Genomic DNA, 19,053 nt, shown 5'->3' on the forward strand with positions numbered 1-19,053 from the left:
TCTGCACCCAAAATCTATTGTTTTTTAACCATTTTTAAGATTTTTGGAGCATGTGATGATTCACAGCAAATTGATTAAGGCGCTTTCTCTAGGCGCAGTATTGATAACCTCAAGTTTAGTGAAAGCAGAGCCGTTGGCACTCAATCAGGTGATTGATTATGCATTGACTCACGAGCCTTGGTTACAGGCAAATAAATACCAGCAACAGGCGATAGAAGCGCAAAGCATTGCCGCCGGTACCTTGCCAGATCCTGTGTTAACTGTTGGGCTAATGAATTTACCAACCGATGGCTTTGCCTTTGACCAAGAGGGTATGACGCAATTCAAAGTGGGCTTGTCACAACAATTTAGCCGAGGTGATAGTCTTGCCTTACAGCAACAAGCTTTAAAACAATCGGCTGAACAATACCCTTGGCTTAGAGCAGACCGCCAAGCACAGGTTAAAGCCATGGTTAGTGAAGCATGGCTAAATGCCTATCGCGCACAAAAAAGCATTCAACTGATCAACCAAGATAAAGCCTTATTTAATCAGCTTATTGATATTACAGAAGCAAGTTATGCTAATACACTTGGTGCGACTCGCCAGCAGGATATTATTCGCGCCCAGCTAGAGCTGACTCGGCTTGAAGATAAGCTGGTGATGTTAGAGCAACAGTTTGATAGTGCCAAAAAGCGACTAGCACAATGGCTACCTATTGAAATGCTAAACGGTGCAGTGAGCGATGAAAACACCAAGGTGGCCGCAGTAATGGCTTATCAAGAGCTTGCACCATCGGGTGTCACAGAAGTGCTCATGAGTCACCCGGCAATTATTGCTATTGATCATGCAATGCGTGCTAAAAACACCCAAGTGCAAGTGGCGAAAGAAGCGTATAAGCCGCAATTTGGTATGAACCTAGGCTATGGCTATCGTGATGATACCCCGATGGGTGACTCTCGCGCTGACTTATTCTCTATAGGGGTAAGTGTTGATTTACCGCTGTTTACTGATAACCGTCAAGATCAACAAGTCAATGCGGCAATAGCTAATGCCGAGGCGGTAAAAACCAACAAACTTATTACCCTACAAAAACTGCAAGGTCAGTATTTTAAAGAGCTTAGCCAACTAAGCCGACTTGCTCAGCGCAAAGCGCTGTATCAACAGCAGCTATTACCGCAAATGGCAGAGCAAGCTGAGGCGACATTAAATGCTTACACCAATGATGATGGTGACTTTTCAGAAGTGATGCGCGCACGCATCAGCGAACTTAACGCAAAAATTGATGCGTTAAACATCGAAATAGACAAACAAATAACCCTCGCTCGCCTTAATTATTACGCAGCAGCAAAAGATAACCAAATAAATGCAGCACAAAGCCAAGGAGCTAGCAATGAATAACACAGTGAAATTAGTTATCGCTTTGGCGGTAGGTGCAGCATTGGCAACGGCTGTAAATAAATTGGCTGAGCCAGAGCATGAACAAATGCCAAGCGCTGAGAAAAAGCCGCTATATTGGGTGGCGCCTATGGACAGTAATTACCGCCGTGATGAACCAGGGTTATCACCAATGGGTATGGAGTTAGTGCCCGTTTATGAAGAGCAAAGTAGCGCTGAAGACAGCCCAGGTACTGTGAGAATCTCACCAGCAGTCGTTAATAATTTAGGGGTAAGAACAGCGCCCGTACGGTTTAAATCATTACAAACGACGGTTGATACGGTTGGCTATGTGCAATACGACCAAGACCAACTCGTGCATATTCACCCTCGTGTCGAAGGTTGGATAGAAACCTTATATGTAAAAGCCGCTGGTGACCAAGTTAAGCAAGGCGAGCCACTTTATACCTTGTATTCTCCACAGCTAGTGAATGCGCAAGAAGAGCTACTGCTTGCCCTTAAACGTAACAATGCGGTGCTTATACGTGCGGCAAAAGCACGGTTGGCCTCACTGAATGTTTCTGACGATTTTATTGCCCGATTAGAGCAAAGCCAAAAGGTCAGACAAAACATTACCTTTTATGCCAAGCAAAGTGGCGTATTGGATGAGTTAAATATCCGCGAAGGCTTCTTTGTGAAACCAGGCACAACCATGATGAGTATTGCTCACCTAGAAGAAGTATGGGTCGAGGCAGAAGTTTTTGAGCGTCAAGCAGGGCTTATTCATAAAGGCTTGCCTGTTACCATGAGCTTAGATTACTTACCGGGCAAACGCTGGCAAGGCAAGGTCGATTATATTTACCCAACCCTTGATGAGAAAAACCGTACCCTGCGCGTGCGCTTACGTTTTGCCAACCAAGATGGCTTATTAAAACCGAATATGTTTGCTGAAGTCAGCATTACTACTAAGCCAACTGAGCCGCAATTAGTGATAGCCAAAGAAGCGGTGATCCGCACCGGTAGCCAAGACCGTGTTGTCATTGATTTAGGTGAAGGGCGCTTTAAGTCAGTGGCTGTGACGCTAGGTCGTAGTGATAATCATGATGTTGAAATTTTATCAGGCTTACTGAAAGACGATAACGTTGTGGTTTCAGCGCAGTTCTTAATAGATTCCGAATCAAGTAAGAGTTCTGACTTTATGCGTATGCAAGAGCCTGATAGTGACAGCGCAATGGTCAATGGCGTGATCAACAGCATTGACCGCGAAGCCCGCAAAGCCGTGATCAGTCGCGAAGCCATCCCTAAGTGGGGACGCGAGGCTGCAACTATGGAGTTTCATTTTTCGCCGCGCATTGATATGTCTAGTTTGCAAAGCGATGATGAAGTGCATTTTACCTTTAAGTTGGTAGACGGTGAGTTTGTGATTTTTGACATCATGACCATGAGCCACCCTATGCAAGGAGAAATGCAATGATAGCCGCCGTGATCCGTTGGTCAGTCGGTAATCGCTTCTTTGTATTACTGCTGTCTTTAATGTTGGCGGGCTTTGGGATTTTTTCTTTAAAGAATACCCCAGTTGATGCCTTGCCTGACTTATCTGATGTGCAGGTTATTGTAAAAACGTCTTACCCAGGACAAGCGCCACAAGTGGTGCAAGACCAAGTAACGTTTCCTATCACCACGGCCATGTTGTCGGTGCCGGGTGCTGAAACGGTAAGGGGCTTTTCGTTTTTTGGTGACTCTTATGTATACGTTATTTTTAATGAAGACACCGACCTTTACTGGGCCCGTAGTCGGGTGCAAGAGTATTTGAGTCAAGTAAGTGCTCGCTTACCTGACTCAGCAAGGCCTGAACTTGGCCCTGATGCGACAGGAGTGGGTTGGATTTACTTGTATGCGCTGGTGGATAAAACCGGTAAGCACGATATAAGTCAGCTACGAAGCCTGCAAGATTGGTTTTTAAAGTTTGAGCTGCAAACTGTGCCGGGCGTATCAGAAGTAGCGTCTGTTGGCGGTATGGTTAAGCAGTATCAGGTTAATGTCGACCCAGATAAATTGCGTGCTTATGGTATTCCGCTAAGTTTAATTCAAACAGCAATTAAGCAAGGTAACCAAGAGCGCGGTGCCTCAGTGGTCGAAATGGCTGAAGCCGAATACATGGTATCAAGCACAGGTTATATTAAAAGTGTCGCAGATTTAGAAGCCATTCCGCTGGGTACTAATGCCAATGGCACGCCACTGCAATTACGCGATGTGGCTGATATAAAACTTGGGCCGCAAATGCGCCGTGGTATTGCCGAGCTTAACGGCGAGGGCGAAGTAACTGGTGGTGTAGTGGTGATGCGCTTTGGAGAAAACGCCGAAGCAATCATCAAACTAGTAAAAGAAAAGCTAGAGTCGCTCAAAAAAGGTCTGCCTGAGGGCGTTGAAATCATCCCAGTGTACGACCGCTCAAACCTTATTACCCAAGCGCTTGATAACTTAAGCTCAAAGCTAATTGAAGAATTAATCGTCGTGGCCTTAGTGTGTGTGGTGTTTTTATTCCATATACGTTCATCGATCGTAGCCATTATTACGTTGCCAATGGGCATTTTAACGGCTTTTGTGGTTATGTATTGGCAAGGTATAAACGCTAATATCATGTCGCTTGGCGGGATAGCGATTGCTATTGGTGCAATGACAGATGGTGCTATCGTGATGATAGAAAATATGCATAAGCATATGGAGAAAACCCCACTGACCGATGAAAACCGCTGGCAAGTGGTGATGGACTCAGCCGCAGAAGTCGGGCCCGCGTTATTCTTTAGTTTATTAATTATCACTGTCAGCTTTATGCCAGTGTTTATTCTTGAAGCACAAGAAGGACGAATGTTCTCGCCACTGGCTTATACAAAAACCTATGCAATGGCGGCCTCGGCTGGTTTAGCGATTACACTGGTGCCGGTATTAATGGGCTACTTTATTCGCGGTAAGGTTATTTCGGAGCAGAAAAACCCTGTAAACCGCATATTAGTGGCAGCCTATAAACCCTTGTTAAATGCGGTATTAAAAGCACCGAAAACAACATTGGTACTGGCATTAGTGTTGGCTGCTATTGGCTTTTACCCGGTTAATAAAATTGGTAGTGAGTTTATTCCTCCTCTTGATGAGGGCGACTTAATGTATATGCCAACGACTTACCCAGGTATTTCAATAGGTAAGGCCCGTGAAATCTTACAGCAGACAGATAAGCTAATTGCCAGTGTGCCAGAGGTTGAGTCGGTATTTGGTAAAGTAGGTCGAGCGGATACTGCAACAGATCCGGCTCCACTCACCATGATCGAAACCTTTATTCAGTTAAAGCCAAAATCACAGTGGCGAGAGGGTATGACAACCGAAAAACTGAAAAAAGAGCTCGATAATCTGGTTAAGTTCCCAGGGCTTACCAATGCATGGGTTATGCCAATCAAAACGCGAATCGACATGCTTGCCACTGGTATTAAAACGCCTGTGGGGATCAAAGTAGCAGGGCCAAAGCTGAGCGAAATTCAAAAAATCGGTGAGCAAATTGAAGTCATCTTAAAAGATTTACCGGGGACAGCTTCGGTGTACTCAGAGCGCGTTGCTGGTGGTCGCTACATCAAAGTCGATATCAACCGTGAAAAAGCAGCGCGTTATGGTTTGAACATTGCTGATGTGCAACAGGTAGTTGCCACCGCTATCGGTGGTATGAATGTGACAGAAACGGTTGAAGGGCAAGAGCGTTACCCAGTTAACTTGCGTTACCCGCAAGATTATCGCGACTCGCCAGAAGAGCTTAAGTTGTTACCGATTGTGACGCCAGACGGACAGCGTATTGCATTGGCTGATGTTGCCCATGTCTTCATCGAAGATGGCCCGCCGGGTATTAAAAGTGAAAATGCACGTATTAATGGCTGGAGCTTAATTGACATTGAAGGCAGTGATATCGGCAGTTATGTTGAGCGTGCGCAACAAGCGCTGCATGAGCAACTTGAGCTACCTGCTGGTTATTCAATTACTTGGGCGGGGCAATATGAATACATGGAGCGCGCAAAAGCCAAACTCAGTTACGTATTGCCACTCACCTTGGCAATCATTGTGGTGTTGTTATACCTCAATTTTAGAAGCTTTATTGAGGTGGCAATGATCATGCTGACCTTACCACTTGCAATGATAGGGGGTATTTGGCTGATGTACCTTGAAGGTTTTAACTTTTCGGTCGCTGTTGGGGTTGGTTTTATTGCCTTAGCAGGAGTTGCCGTAGAAATAGGCGTGATCATGCTGGTTTATCTCAATCAAGCGTATCAAGATGCCAAAGCGCAATCATCGCAGTTTACGGTTACAGAGCTGCGCCAAGCAATCATCAATGGTGCTGGCCTTCGGGTTAGGCCTGTAATGATGACAGTTGCCACTATTATCATTGGGTTACTGCCGGTGCTTTATGGCACTGGAACGGGCAGTGAGGTGATGAGCCGAATAGCCGCGCCTATGGTCGGCGGGATGCTCAGTGCCATAGTTTTAACGCTACTTGTGTTACCTGCGCTTTATTTTATATGGCGTAAACGCGACCTATAAATTTTACAGTCAGTGTGTAACTTGTGCGCTTTTAATTGCTGCAAGTTACACATTTTATTTTTAACTTGTTGATAATTGGTTTGTTTGTTGCTGGTGTGATTTATGCAAAGTCATATTAAATTGATTTTGATAAGGAATGCACATGCAAGTTAAAACAATACAACAAGTTTATGATTGGACCGTGTTATTTCATACTCAAATGGCAGCCAATTTCCACAGTGTTAAAGACTTACTGGACGAGCACAATCAAATGCTGGTGGACTATTATCTGCAATATGAGAAGAAGCTGGCAGAAGATCTCGTTGGTTTTAAAGCGATTACCGAAGTAAACACACTCGATACGTATTGCTATGAGTATTTTTCTGAAAATCCAGAGCTAATTACTTTTAACGATATCAGCACTGATCAGCGCATTGATGAAAAGGCGATTCAGGTTTACTTAACCACGCAACACCAAAAAGTAATCGACTTATATGAGTACTTGGTGTCACGCGCCGAAACGGCAGATACCAAAGAAAAGCTCGAACGTTTGCTAGAACTTGAACATCAAGGCCTTAAGCAAATGATGCAAAGCTCAAACCGCCATATGGATATGTAGTATACCCAAACCACCTCAAGATGCAGAATTCAGCGTTTCACAGGTGCTTAATATCAAGGCGTTACTTTGCAAGAATGGCAGTCCCTTTTAAGAAGTAACAACGATGAGAGTAAGTACCTGTGAAGCGCCCAACGGGTTGGTTTAAAAGCGATTTATACTGCGTTATTGATCTTAACAATAGAACCACTATTACTTGCAATCAATGCCTTGCCTAAATCGCTTTTAATTCCAACTGAAACTTACATCTTGAGGTGTTTGGGTATATATTAATCAGCTTAATGAAAATCGAGTAAGAAGCCGACTTTTTTAAGGTATTTTTGTTCTTGCTGTAAGTCAGCTAAAAGCAAGGTATGTTCTTTAAGCCACTTGTTGTGAAACTTTAAGAACATACTATTTTGCTTGGCTGTTACCTCAAGCTTAAAGCCTTGGTCAGTAATGCGCTTTTGATTTAGTAGTACTGCTAAACGCAAAATCACAATGAGCTGTAATATTTCATAATGTTGCATGGTATGCAGTGCCGGAAAATCTTCTAAACGGATCTTTTTACGATAAAAGCGGATCATACAGCTAAGAAGTGTTTGTTGTTGCTGTGTAAAGCCAGGTAATTGGCTGTTCGCCACGATATAGGCACTGTGTTTATGTAACCCCGAAGAATTAACCCCTAAACCAATTTCATGTAGCTGTGCAGCCCAATCCAGTAAATTTATGTGATCAGAGTCAGTCAAGTGCCATGTTTCTCTTACTTGTTCGAATAGCCACTTTGCGGTTGTTGAGACGCGATTAGCATGATCTTTATCTATGGCATTGCGCTCAGATAGGTTCGCTATGGTATTTGTGCGAATATCCTTATGGGCGAGCTTTTGCTGCATTTCATGAAGCAGGCCTTCACGCAGTGAAAAGTCGCTATATTGCATCGCTTCGATGTTAAACAGTCTAAATATGGCAATTAAAATAGCTAAACCACCACAAATACTCACTTGCCGCTCAGGCGTAAGACCTTCAATTTGCAGCGCTTGTATTTGTTTTGCAGCAATAAACTGGGTTTTTAATTCTAATAATCGCTCTAAAGTAATTAGCTCTTGCTCTGCATCGTTTGCATTGATCATGGCAAGGATTGATTTAATCGTGCCTGATGTTCCCACCACTGATTGCCAGCCAGCTGATAAGTAATTTGCAAAGATCACTTCGAGTTCTTGCTCTGCGCGAACTTCGGCTTTGGCAAAGCGCTTAGTATTGATTTGTCCATCTGCAAAAAACTGCTTGGTATAGCTGACACAGCCCATGTTGCGGCTAGCAAGTAGCTTATGTTTAAAGTGTTTACCAATGATGAGTTCAGTACTGCCGCCGCCGATATCAATGATTAAGCGGTTCTCATCGTGATGAATATAATGGGCAACACCTTGGTATATTAAACGCGCTTCTTCTTGCCCTGATATTACTTCAATCGGGTAAGGAAACACTTTACTTGCTTGCGTTAAGAATGAATGAATGTTTTTCGCACGGCGCAATGTGTAAGTAGCGGCCACTTTGACATTCTCAAGGGAAAGTCCTGCAAGGTTATGGCAAATTGTTTGAGAATGGCTAGTGCGCGCTCAATAGCTTCTTGGCTTAAATGATTTTTATCATCTAAACCGTCAGCTAAATAAACGCGCTGTTTTTCTTTGTGTAAGATTTGCAAAGAGCCATCGACCTCTCTTGCCACCACTAAATGAAAACTGTTTGAGCCTAAATCAACGGCAGCAATTGAGGGATAATCATTCATTATTGTAGTTACTTTCCCATTTCTTAAGGTGGTCATAAATGGCAATTTGCGAGCGAATTTTTTTACGATTGCCACGGCGCACATAGCTGTTTTTTTGTTCGCTATCGATTATGCGTGCTTTTGATCTATCTTTAAACTGTAGCTCAAGAATATCAATAATAAGCTGTTTTAATTTTTCATTATAAATCGGAGTCGCGACTTCAACACGGTGATCAAGATTTCGGGTCATCCAGTCTGCCGATGAAATATACACTTTTTCGTTGCCATTATTATGAAACACCATCACCCGAGGATGCTCTAAAAAGCGGTCAACGATACTAATAATGCGAATATTATCGTTAACAGCAGAGGGCACTAAGGAACACATACCACGCACAATAATGCGAATTTTTACGCCGCGTCTTCCGGCAAAGTAGAGGTGATCGACCAGCTCTTTATCAACAAGGTTGTTTATTTTTAGCGTAATTCGGCCAGCCTTACCATGCTCTACATTGGTTATTTCAGCATCAATTAGCGACATAATAGTTTGTCGTGCGTTAACTGGCGAAATCATTAAATGGTCAAATTGAAATGGTCGGTAACTACTTTCGATAAACTTAAACACGCTATCGCATTCTTCACTAATGCCTTCATGCTTGGTGAATAAGCTAAAGTCCGTGTAGATTTTGGCGGTTTTTTCATGGAAGTTACCCGTGCCTATATGGGCATACTTCACGATGTTATTCTTTTCTTTACGGTGAATAACGCATAGCTTACTGTGCACTTTCAGCGCAGGAATACCAAAAATCACTTTAACCCCAGCGTTACTTAGGGTTTTTGCCCATTCAATGTTGTTCTGTTCATCAAAGCGCGCTTTCAGCTCAACCATTACGGTTACATGCTTACCATTTTTTGCCGCATTAATAAGCGTAGAGACAAGTCGAGACTGACTCGCAACACGATAAATATTGACCTTAATTTGGGTTACATCTGGGTCAAAAGCAGCTTGGCGCACAAACTCAAGTAAATGATTAAAGGTGTGATAGGGGTAATACAGTAAAATATCTTGCTCTGAAATGGCATCAAACACACTCGAGTGATTGTTAAAGGCCGTGCTTTGTAATGCAGGCAGTGGTTTGTTTTCTAAATACTGACGGCCAACATTTGGAAACGCAATAAAATCGCGGAAGTTACGATAACGGCCGCCGGGAATAAGCGCATCATGTTGGCTTATGTTAAGGCGCTTTTTCATCACTTTAAGCATTTCATCAGGCATGCTCTCGTCATAAACAAGGCGTACAGGCTCAGCAGAAATACGCTGTTTCAGACCTTTCGACATTTTATCGAGTAAACCTTCTTCGAGTTCATCATCTAAATTGTACTCGGCATCGCGGGTCAGTTTGATGGCATAACATTGAATATCATCAAAGCTAAAAAAGCTGCTAAATACATCGCGAATAAAGTAGGCAATGATGTCATCAAGCATCACAATGGTTTTGTGGCGACGTGTTTTCTCAGGCGGCAAAATAACAAAGCGTGAGACGCGGTCAGTAGGCACCTCCATCATGGCATAATGACTTTTTTGATTGGTCATCTCGACAAACAAATAAGTCATGGTGTCGTTAATTTGATCTGAGTAGTCTTTCTTTTCAGAGAGCAAAATCGGCAAAATGTGTTGCAGTACATTGTCGTGGAAGAATTTTTTCAGCCAACTCAAGTGAAATTCAGATAACTTCTCTGGTAACTCTACGTGAATATTATGCTCGTTTAAATCATTCAAAATATCTTTATGAATTTGATTAAATTTTTTGCCAAGCTGGAGCACTTTACTCTGGATTTGATGGAGTAGGATCTCATCTTCATCAAAGTTCGCATCAGGAATTTTATTAAGTAAAATTCGGCGCTTTACATCTGCAACACGGACACGGAAAAACTCATCCATGTTGTTTGAGTAAATACCTAAAAAGCGCATGCGCTCAATAATTGGGTTCGATTTATCTTTGGCTTCTTGCAGCACGCGTTCATTAAATGACAGCCAACTTAGCTCTTTGGCAAAGTAATTGATGGCTTGAGAAGAAGAATGTGATGCGTTCATCTGGTTTTCCAACGTTTATAGCTAGTTAGAATATAGAGGATGCAGATGACGGTTGTGTGACATACATGTCAGTTTTGTGACATGTATGTCGCTTTTTTAAAGTTCAAAATATCCCTATAAACTTGTGTTACGCGTCCTCAATATCAACAATTAGGTCTGTAGTGATAGACTCAAGTGCGCTAATTACTTCGTCTTTGTTCATGCCCATTGGTAAAGCAACGGTGGCAACGGCACTAAAAATAGGCACACCCCAGTTAGGTGCACTTTGTTGCTTTGAATTGAGGTGAGTGATATTAGCCCCTTTGTGACGAATAACGCTGGCTAGCTCTTGTACAATGCCAGGTCTATCATTGCCAGTGATAACAAAATTAATTTGCTCAGATTTTTCATCAGGCAGCGTCTCGGTGCCGCGTTCGATTCTGACCTCTAAATGCGGCAGGCTATGTAACGCATCTTGTAATTCTTGTAAGTGTTCTTCAGGTACTGCTGCTTCAATGATCCCTGCAAAATGCCCTGCAAGGTGGCTTAAATTACTGCTTAACCAGTTGCCGTGGTGGCTTAGAATTGTGGCTGAAAGGTCTTCAACTAGGCCGGGTTTATCTGGCCCCAAAATAGTAATTACTAACTGCTTCATACTTAAATCTCTATAAAAATGCCTCTGAAAAATGCAATAAAAGGAAGGAGGCGTTGGTTAAAAATGATTCTTATTGTTGAAAAAAATAAGTCTTCTTGAGTATTGATGCTGTTTTATTGTTTGTCCAATTTTTTCCATATAGTTATAAAAAATTAGATATAACAGTTTGTTAGCTTGTTAATTTAGGACTTATAAAAGCGCTTACAATTGTCGTAAATTGGTCATTTTTTAACTTTAAACTACGTTCCCGAAAAGCTTGCTTTATTACACTGAATTATGACGTTTGTAACATTACTGTCATCTTGGTGAAATATAATTCGCGCAACGTTAAGATTTAAGGGTGTTTTGATGACTTCCAATCCGAATAAACCTACCTTTCATACGGATAGAAGCCGTCTATTTAAAGACAGGTTTGCCAAGTGGGGTATTTCCGCAGGTGGCGTAATGGTGCTAGTAGCACTGTTACTCATATTCTTTTACCTTCTTTATGTTGTTCAACCTATTTTTGAATCAGCAAAAGTAGAAACACGTAACAGTGTAAAACTACAAAATGCGTCAGAAGTTGTTGGCCTTGGCATTGAAGAGCAAACAGAGGTTGCCTTTTTACTCGGTGAAAAAGGTAGCGTGGACTTTTACAATGTTGAAAAAGAACATTTTGGTAAAAAGATCACCACTCTTAATGCTGAATTACCTAGCGATGTAAGCAGCTTTGCAAGCTCTGCACCGTTTCAAGGTCAATATGCGTACGGTTTAGAAAATGGTACGGTTGTTGTGGTTGCACCTAAGTTTTTGGTGACATTCCCAAATAACCAACGCCAATTAACACCCCGATTAGACTACCCGCTCGGTGATATGGCGCTTGAAGTTGATGAACAAGGCGCAGCAATCACTAAATTTGCGTTTAGCCACTATGAAGATAAAACGGCTGTTGTTGCTTTAACTGCTGACAAGCGCGTTTTATTCAGCAGCTTTGTCGGTGAAGAAAACATGTTCACTGGCGAAGTCGAGTGGAATGTCGAGCGTACTGAGCTTGATATCGAAGGTCGTGTGGATGAGCTATTAATCTCACCTGATACAACACGTACATTCGTTCGCTCTGCAAATCAAATTTACGTATACGATACGCGTTACCCTTCTGAAGTTGAGCAAATCCAACTGCTTGCAGCTAACGAAGAAAACGCGAACCTAGTTTCAACTCAGTTATTAGCGGGTGCTAACTCACTGATGCTTGCTAACGATAATGGTGAAGTATCTCAGTGGTTTGAAGTAAACACGGAAGAGGGACGTGAGTTCCAAAAGATCCGCGCTTTTGAAACCAGCAAACAATCGAAACTAAACATTTTTACAGAGTTCTATCGTCGTACCTTCTTCACAGCGGGTGCTAACGGTGAGCTTGGTATTTATTACACAACCAGCGACGCAAAACTGTGGCAAGGTAAAGTAAGTGACGGTCCAATTCAAAACTTTGCAATTGCACCTCGTTCAAATGCGGCACTAGTACTTGCAGATGACGCATTAAAAGTAATCGAAATCCATAACGAACACCCAGAAGTAACGTGGTCTGCGTTATGGCAAGAAGTATGGTACGAAGGTTACCCAGAGCCGGGTTATATCTGGCAATCAACCTCTGCCAGTGATGATTTTGAATCTAAGTTTTCATTAGTGCCAATTTCATTCGGTACGATTAAAGCAGCTTTATATGCGATGCTGTTTGCAGTACCTATTGCGCTTTCAGCTGCGATTTACACGGCGTACTTTATGTCGAGTGAATTACGTAAAGTGGTTAAGCCGACAGTAGAAATCATGGAAGCATTACCAACAGTAATCTTAGGTTTCTTAGCCGGTCTTTGGTTAGCACCATTAATTGAAGAGCATTTACCAGCGATTGTCGGATTATTAGTGTTATTACCAATTGGTATTTTATTAACCGCATTCGGCTGGAACAAGCTACCGGCGTCAATTCGTCACCGTGTTCCTGAAGGTTCGCACTCTATTTTACTTATTCCAGTGGTTATCTTTATTGGTTGGTTGTCGTTTGCGATGAGTAACTCAATTGAGCTTTGGATGTTTGACGGTAATGTGCGTCAGTACCTAACCAATGAATTAGGTATGACATTCGACCAACGTAACTCGTTAGTTGTTGGTATTGCGATGGGCTTCGCTGTTATCCCAACTATCTTCTCAATTGCGGAAGATGCGGTATTCAGTGTTCCTAAGCACTTATCAAATGGTTCATTAGCACTCGGTGCAACGCAATGGCAAACATTGGTTCGCGTAGTACTACTAACAGCAAGCCCGGGTATCTTCTCAGCAGTAATGATGGGTCTTGGTCGTGCTGTAGGTGAAACAATGATTGTACTAATGGCAACAGGTAATACACCTATTATGGACTGGAGTATCTTCCAGGGTATGAGAACGCTTGCAGCGAATATCGCGGTAGAAATGCCAGAGTCTGAGGTAGGCAGCTCGCATTATCGCATTCTATTCTTAGCAGCATTTGTACTATTCATATTCACATTCGTTTTCAACACAGTGGCTGAGTTTGTTCGTCAGCAACTGCGTGAAAAATACAGTTCAATGTAGGTGGAGAGACACGACATGGTAAAGCAGTGGTTTAAGTCTGGTTCTCCTTGGATTTGGATGACCGGCGGTGCGGTAAGCATCAGTTTAATCTCGGTTCTTGGCTTATTAGCCATGATTGCTTGGAAAGGTTTAAGCTTTTTCTGGCCATCAGAAGTAGTGCAACTTGAGCTGCAAGGCTCAGTTGCTAAACAAACAGTGATCGGTGAAGTTTATGACCGTGAGCTAGTTGCAAAATCACGTATTGAGGCGACGGGCGTTGATTTATCTCACTACGACAAAGAGCAACTAGAGCGCTTACTAATCAAAACAGGTAACCGTGAGTACGTTGATCTCGATTTCCGTTGGGTATTAGAGACAGATATCACATCGCGTACAGCGCCAGCTGAACTTGCAGTATTCGAGCGTAGCAAAAACGGTAACTTTTACGGTTATGTAGAACAGGTTATTAAAGACGGTGAAGTTATTACAGATAACAAAATCGAGGTACTTTATGATCTTGTTGACCGTGCTGTTGACCTAAACGACCAAGCGCTCGATTTACAAAATGGTGATATTGGTCATATCAACTATGAACTTGAGCGCTTGCGCTTAAAAGAAAAAGCGTATCAGCTTGATAACGAGTTGACGGATGAGCGTGTTGCTGAGCTTGCACAAACACGCGCTGAGCTACGTGCTGAATATGCCGTGCTAGAAAAACAGTTATTTGCACTTCGTAAAGAAGCAAAGCGTGACCAAGTAACGGTTAAAGACATGCGCGGTGAAGTGGTTACTTTACCTCTGTATCAAGTTCTTGATGTGTGGTTCCCAAATGACATGGGCTTCTTCGCTAAGCTAGGCCACTACTTTGTACAACTTGGTAAGTTTGTAGCGGATGACCCGCGTGAGGCAAACACTGAAGGGGGTATTCCCGGCGATTTTCGGTACTGTGTTCATGGTATTACTGATGGCAGTGATTGTTACGCCGTTTGGTGTGGTTGCAGCGATTTACTTACATGAATACGCAGCAAAGAATGCCGTTACTAAAATGATCCGTATCGCGGTAATCAACCTTGCGGGTGTACCTTCAATTGTATACGGTGTATTTGGTCTAGGTTTCTTTGTATATATGCTAGGTGGCAGTATTGACCAATTGTTCTACCCAGAATCATCGCCAAGTCCAGTATTTGGTACGCCAGGTGTGATTTGGTCAGCATTAACGCTAGCAATTTTAACGCTTCCAGTTGTTATTGTTTCAACGGAAGAAGGTTTATCACGTATTCCAAGCACGGTTCGTCATGGTTCATTAGCACTTGGCGCAACAAAAGCAGAAACGCTATGGCGCATCATCATTCCGATGGCAAGCCCTGCGATTATGACAGGTTTAATCTTAGCGGTTGCACGTGCAGCCGGTGAAGTAGCACCACTTATGCTTGTTGGTGTTGTTAAGATGGCGCCAACACTGCCTCTTGACGGTAACTTCCCATACGTACATTTAGATAGAAAATTTATGCACTTAGGTTTCCACATTTATGATGTTGGTTTCCAAAGCCCTAACGTAGAAGCGGCACGTCCGCTGGTATATGCCACGGCATTCTTACTGGTATCAGTAATTATCGCCCTGAATATCACCGCGATTGGTATTCGTAACCACTTACGCGAAAAGTTTAGAGCTCTTGAGCATTAATACAGAATTTTTATAGGTAGACAGAGATGATTACAGTTGCACCACAAGTAAACCAAGCGAAAAGCTCGGCAAAGCTAGATTTAGATAACCTAACTGCAGAGCAAACAGCGTTAGAGATTAAAAACTTAGATCTATACTACGGTGATAAACAAGCGCTTAGCGGCGTAAATATGAACATCCCGAAAGGTCAGGTAACCGCGTTTATAGGTCCGTCAGGCTGTGGTAAATCAACACTTTTACGTTGTATCAACCGTATGAACGACCTAGTTGATAGTTGTCGTATTGAAGGTGAGATCTTATTACACGGCCACAACATCTACGATAAGAGTGTTGATGTTGCAGCATTAAGACGAAATGTTGGGATGGTATTCCAACGTCCTAATCCATTTCCAAAATCAATCTACGAAAATGTCGTTTATGGCCTACGCTTACAAGGTATTAAAGAAAAGCGTAAACTAGACGAAGTGGTTGAACAATCTTTACGTGGCGCGGCGTTATGGGATGAAGTTAAAGACCGTTTACACGATAGTGCATTTGGCCTATCGGGTGGTCAGCAACAGCGTCTTGTTATTGCTCGCTCAATTGCTATCGAGCCTGAAGTACTACTTCTGGATGAGCCTACATCGGCACTAGATCCAATTTCTACTTTAGTTATCGAAGAGCTAATTAACGACTTAAAGAATAAGTTTACCGTGGTAATTGTTACTCACAACATGCAACAAGCTGCTCGTGTATCAGACCAAACTGCGTTCATGTACATGGGTGAGTTGATTGAGTATTCAGATACCAATACGTTATTTACAACACCAAGCAAGAAGAAAACAGAAGACTACATTACAGGCCGTTACGGTTAGTCAATAAAGTCACTTGGTACCGTAAACGAAATTTATAGAGGTAGACAATGGAACATAATATCAATAAACACATTTCGGGCCGCTTTAATGAAGAGCTTGAAAATGTGCGCAACCATGTATTAAACATGGGTGGTTTAGTTGAACAACAACTAAACAGTGCACTTGATGCTGTTAGCAATGGCGATGCAGATCTGGCACAAAAAGTTCGTGAGAACGACTATAAAGTAAATGCAATGGAAGTGAACATCGATGAAGAATGCACACGCATTATCGCTCGTCGTCAGCCAGCTGCCAGTGACTTACGTCTTGTAATTGCCATTGCGAAAACAATTGCTGACTTAGAGCGTATTGGCGATGAAGCTGAGCGTATTGCTAAAGTTGCGCTGGACTCATTTACAAAAGATCAGCAAGACCTACTGGTGAACATTGAAAACATGGGTCGCCAAGTATCAAAAATGCTTCATGATGTACTTGATGCATTTGCACGTATGGATGTGCAATGTGCGTTTGAAGTACATAAAGAAGATGCCAAAGTTGACCGTGAATACGAAGCAATTACCCGTCAAATCATGACATATATGATGGAAGATCCACGCTCAATCCCGAAAATTATGGATTTAGTGTGGTCAGTACGCTCTTTAGAGCGTATCGGCGACCGTTGTCAAAATATTGCTGAGTACATCATCTACTTTGTAAACGGCAAAGATATTCGTCATACATCTCAAGCAGATATCGAAAAGTCGCTGTAATTTTAACCGCAACTTTTCATTATTAAACCGAGCGGCCTTTGGCCGCTTTGTCTATTATTGGTAATGTAAGGCAGAAAAAGCGTTCACAATCGAACACAATGCTGTAAAATTCGCAGCTGCCAAAGCATACTAATTTATAAAGGGTCAGTTATGCCTACAAATGCATTTTTAGGGGTATTTGCTAAATCTCCTATTAAGCCTATGGAAGATCACATTAAGAAAGCACATCAAGCAAGTAAAGCATTGATCCCTTTCTTTAATCACGTTTTCAAAGAAGAGTGGCAAGAAGCGGAAGAAATCCGCCTAAACATTCGTAATTTAGAGCGTGAAGCTGATGAAATGAAACGTAACATTCGCCTTCAACTACCACGTGGCTTATTCATGCCAGTTGAGCGTACCGATTTGCTAGAGCTTGTTACTCAACAAGACAAAATTGCTAATAAAGCAAAAGATATTGCAGGTCGTGTAGTTGGTCGTGAGATGACTATTCCTACCGAAATCCAAGCAGATTTCCTTGCTTATGTAACTCGTTGTGTTGATGCAACAAAACAAGCATCAAAAGCAATCAATGAGCTAGATGAGCTTCTTGAAACGGGCTTCAAAGGTCGCGAAGTGACTTTAGTTGAGAAAATGCTCGTTGAATTGGACGCAATTGAGCAAGACACGGATGACATGCAAATCAAAATTCGCCGTCAATTGCGCGCCGTTGAAAATGAACTTAACCCAATCGACGTGATGTTCTTATACAAGATCATCGAATGGGTAGGTGACTTAGCTGATATTGCTGAGCGCGTAGGTTCTCGTCTTGAGCTGATGTTAGCTCGTTAATTAAAAATCAGTTCATACGAAAAAAATTAAAGGTTCACACAATGGATATCATTGCAAATTACGGCACGTTACTCGTTTTAACTGCCGCCGCAGTCGGTTTCTTTATGGCTTATGGTATTGGTGCAAATGACGTTGCCAATGCGATGGGTACATCAGTAGGTTCAAAAGCACTTACAATTAAGCAAGCTATCATCATCGCGATGGTGTTTGAGTTCGCTGGCGCATACCTTGCCGGTGGTGAGGTTACATCAACGATCCGTAAAGGGATTATCGATGCGACCCCATTTATGGACGTACCTGAGTTAATGATACTCGGTATGATCGCCGCGTTATTCGCTGCAGGTAGCTGGTTATTGATTGCCTCGTTCTTAGGCTGGCCGGTTTCAACTACTCACTCAATCATTGGTGCCATCATTGGTTTCGCATTGGTTGCGGTAGGTAGCGAAGCAATCCAATGGAACAAGGTAATGGGTATTGTAGGTAGCTGGATTGTTACCCCTGCTATATCTGGTTTTATTGCTTATTTGATTTTCATGAGTGCGCAAAAGCTAATTTTTGACACTGACGCACCTCTTAAAAATGCCAAGCGCTACGTACCTGTATACATGGGTCTAGCGGGCTTCATCATGTCTCTTGTAACAATCAAGAAAGGCTTGAAGCACATTGGTATCAACTTAGGTTCATTTGAAGGTTACATGCTTTCTATCGCGATCGCTGTTGTAGTCGGTATCATTGGTAAATTCGCTATTTCACGCCTTAAGATTGACCCTAAAGCTGACAAGAAAATGCAATTCAACAACGTTGAGAAAGTGTTCGCGGTACTTATGGTACTAACAGCATGTTGTATGGCATTCGCACACGGTTCAAACGACGTTGCTAACGCGATTGGTCCACTAGCAGCTGTTGTAAACATTGTTGAGCACAACGGTGAAATCGCTAAGAAAGCGGCTATTGCATGGTGGATTTTACCACTAGGTGGTTTAGGTATTGTTGCTGGTCTTGCTATCTTAGGTAAGAAAGTAATCAAAACAATTGGTGAAGGTATCACCCACTTAACGCCTAGCCGTGGTTTTGCTGCTGAGCTTGCTGCTGCTTCTACAGTTGTTATCGCATCAGGTACTGGTTTACCTATCTCTACTACACAAACACTTGTTGGTGCGGTATTAGGTGTTGGTATGGCACGCGGTATTGCGGCACTTAACATGGGTGTTGTAAGAAACATTGTAGTTTCTTGGGTAATTACGTTGCCAGTTGGCGCAGCCCTTGCTATTGTTATTTTCTACGTACTGAGAACTGCCTTCGGGGTATAAAAAAGTACTAAAAGACTTTTAGCTTGAAAAGATCTCAATGCCTTAGGTGTTGGGGTCTTTTTATTTTCA

Annotated in this window: 11 protein-coding genes and 2 pseudogenes; 10 read left to right on the top strand and 3 right to left on the bottom strand. The window is 42.5% G+C overall.

Annotation, left to right across the window (positions count from 1 at the left end):
* Window positions 1-55 precede the first annotated feature (55 nt).
* From P4S60_RS00685 to P4S60_RS00700, 4 genes are all read left to right on the top strand, one after another.
* A complete protein-coding gene (locus tag P4S60_RS00685) occupies window positions 56-1,378 on the top strand; it encodes a TolC family protein (protein ID WP_337114654.1) in 1,323 nt (440 codons plus the stop codon).
* The gene (locus tag P4S60_RS00690) at window positions 1,371-2,828 is read left to right on the top strand and encodes an efflux RND transporter periplasmic adaptor subunit (RefSeq protein WP_337114655.1); all 1,458 of its coding nucleotides are present in this window, start codon (window positions 1,371-1,373) and stop codon (window positions 2,826-2,828) included. The genes P4S60_RS00685 and P4S60_RS00690 overlap by 8 nt, the downstream gene beginning before the upstream one ends.
* A complete protein-coding gene (locus P4S60_RS00695) occupies window positions 2,825-5,929 on the top strand; it encodes an efflux RND transporter permease subunit (RefSeq protein WP_337114656.1) in 3,105 nt (1,034 codons plus the stop codon). The genes P4S60_RS00690 and P4S60_RS00695 overlap by 4 nt, the downstream gene beginning before the upstream one ends.
* A 142-nt stretch (window positions 5,930-6,071) precedes the next feature.
* On the top strand, window positions 6,072-6,527 hold the full coding sequence (locus tag P4S60_RS00700) for a hypothetical protein (protein WP_063701839.1): 456 nt from the start codon (window positions 6,072-6,074) through the stop codon (window positions 6,525-6,527).
* A gap of 275 nt (window positions 6,528-6,802) precedes the next feature.
* On the opposite strand, the pseudogene ppx reads toward P4S60_RS00700, so the two are convergent.
* The 3 genes and pseudogenes from ppx to P4S60_RS00715 all read right to left on the bottom strand — a co-directional run bounded on the left by ppx (window position 6,803) and on the right by P4S60_RS00715 (window position 10,997).
* Window positions 6,803-8,289, bottom strand: a pseudogene (gene ppx / locus P4S60_RS00705) (exopolyphosphatase).
* Complete coding sequence (ppk1, locus tag P4S60_RS00710) at window positions 8,282-10,363, bottom strand: polyphosphate kinase 1 (RefSeq protein WP_337114657.1); 2,082 nt, start codon at window positions 10,361-10,363, stop codon at window positions 8,282-8,284. The pseudogene ppx and the gene ppk1 overlap by 8 nt, the downstream one beginning before the upstream one ends.
* Window positions 10,364-10,490: 127 nt before the next feature.
* The gene (locus P4S60_RS00715; RefSeq protein WP_337114658.1) at window positions 10,491-10,997 is read right to left on the bottom strand and encodes a glycine cleavage system protein R; all 507 of its coding nucleotides are present in this window, start codon (window positions 10,995-10,997) and stop codon (window positions 10,491-10,493) included.
* A 348-nt stretch (window positions 10,998-11,345) separates the two neighbouring features.
* Between P4S60_RS00715 and P4S60_RS00720 the strand changes: the two genes are divergently transcribed.
* The 6 genes and pseudogenes from P4S60_RS00720 (at window position 11,346) to P4S60_RS00745 (ending at window position 18,984) form a co-directional block, all read left to right on the top strand.
* Window positions 11,346-13,580: an ABC transporter permease subunit gene (locus P4S60_RS00720; RefSeq protein WP_337114659.1), complete on the top strand. Its 2,235-nt coding sequence runs from the start codon at window positions 11,346-11,348 to the stop codon at window positions 13,578-13,580.
* Window positions 13,581-13,595: 15 nt separating this feature from the next.
* Window positions 13,596-15,243: pseudogene (gene pstA / locus P4S60_RS00725) on the top strand (phosphate ABC transporter permease PstA).
* A 26-nt stretch (window positions 15,244-15,269) separates the two neighbouring features.
* A complete protein-coding gene (gene pstB / locus P4S60_RS00730; protein ID WP_337114660.1) occupies window positions 15,270-16,097 on the top strand; it encodes a phosphate ABC transporter ATP-binding protein PstB in 828 nt (275 codons plus the stop codon).
* A gap of 47 nt (window positions 16,098-16,144) precedes the next feature.
* Window positions 16,145-16,846: a phosphate signaling complex protein PhoU gene (gene phoU / locus P4S60_RS00735; RefSeq protein ID WP_054552476.1), complete on the top strand. Its 702-nt coding sequence runs from the start codon at window positions 16,145-16,147 to the stop codon at window positions 16,844-16,846.
* A 150-nt stretch (window positions 16,847-16,996) separates the two neighbouring features.
* Complete coding sequence (locus P4S60_RS00740; RefSeq protein WP_063701824.1) at window positions 16,997-17,674, top strand: TIGR00153 family protein; 678 nt, start codon at window positions 16,997-16,999, stop codon at window positions 17,672-17,674.
* Window positions 17,675-17,715: 41 nt separating this feature from the next.
* The gene (locus tag P4S60_RS00745; protein ID WP_337114661.1) at window positions 17,716-18,984 is read left to right on the top strand and encodes an inorganic phosphate transporter; all 1,269 of its coding nucleotides are present in this window, start codon (window positions 17,716-17,718) and stop codon (window positions 18,982-18,984) included.
* Window positions 18,985-19,053: the final 69 nt, after the last annotated feature.

The organism is Pseudoalteromonas sp. Hal040, assembly GCF_037162425.1.
In the GTDB taxonomy this organism is placed as follows: Bacteria; Pseudomonadota; Gammaproteobacteria; order Enterobacterales; family Alteromonadaceae; genus Pseudoalteromonas; species Pseudoalteromonas gelatinilytica.

What these genes read in the sequence shown, in the direction of transcription:
- pstB (WP_337114660.1), top strand. Translation starts at nt 15,270, where the DNA reads ATGATTACAGTTGCACCACAAGTAAACCAAGCGAAAAGCTCGGCAAAG.
- P4S60_RS00695 (WP_337114656.1), top strand. Translation starts at nt 2,825, where the DNA reads ATGATAGCCGCCGTGATCCGTTGGTCAGTCGGTAATCGCTTCTTTGTA.
- P4S60_RS00715 (WP_337114658.1), bottom strand. Translation starts at nt 10,997, where the DNA reads ATGAAGCAGTTAGTAATTACTATTTTGGGGCCAGATAAACCCGGCCTA.
- P4S60_RS00690 (WP_337114655.1), top strand. Translation starts at nt 1,371, where the DNA reads ATGAATAACACAGTGAAATTAGTTATCGCTTTGGCGGTAGGTGCAGCA.
- P4S60_RS00720 (WP_337114659.1), top strand. Translation starts at nt 11,346, where the DNA reads ATGACTTCCAATCCGAATAAACCTACCTTTCATACGGATAGAAGCCGT.
- P4S60_RS00700 (WP_063701839.1), top strand. Translation starts at nt 6,072, where the DNA reads ATGCAAGTTAAAACAATACAACAAGTTTATGATTGGACCGTGTTATTT.
- phoU (WP_054552476.1), top strand. Translation starts at nt 16,145, where the DNA reads ATGGAACATAATATCAATAAACACATTTCGGGCCGCTTTAATGAAGAG.
- P4S60_RS00685 (WP_337114654.1), top strand. Translation starts at nt 56, where the DNA reads ATGATTCACAGCAAATTGATTAAGGCGCTTTCTCTAGGCGCAGTATTG.
- P4S60_RS00745 (WP_337114661.1), top strand. Translation starts at nt 17,716, where the DNA reads ATGGATATCATTGCAAATTACGGCACGTTACTCGTTTTAACTGCCGCC.
- P4S60_RS00740 (WP_063701824.1), top strand. Translation starts at nt 16,997, where the DNA reads ATGCCTACAAATGCATTTTTAGGGGTATTTGCTAAATCTCCTATTAAG.
- ppk1 (WP_337114657.1), bottom strand. Translation starts at nt 10,363, where the DNA reads ATGAACGCATCACATTCTTCTTCTCAAGCCATCAATTACTTTGCCAAA.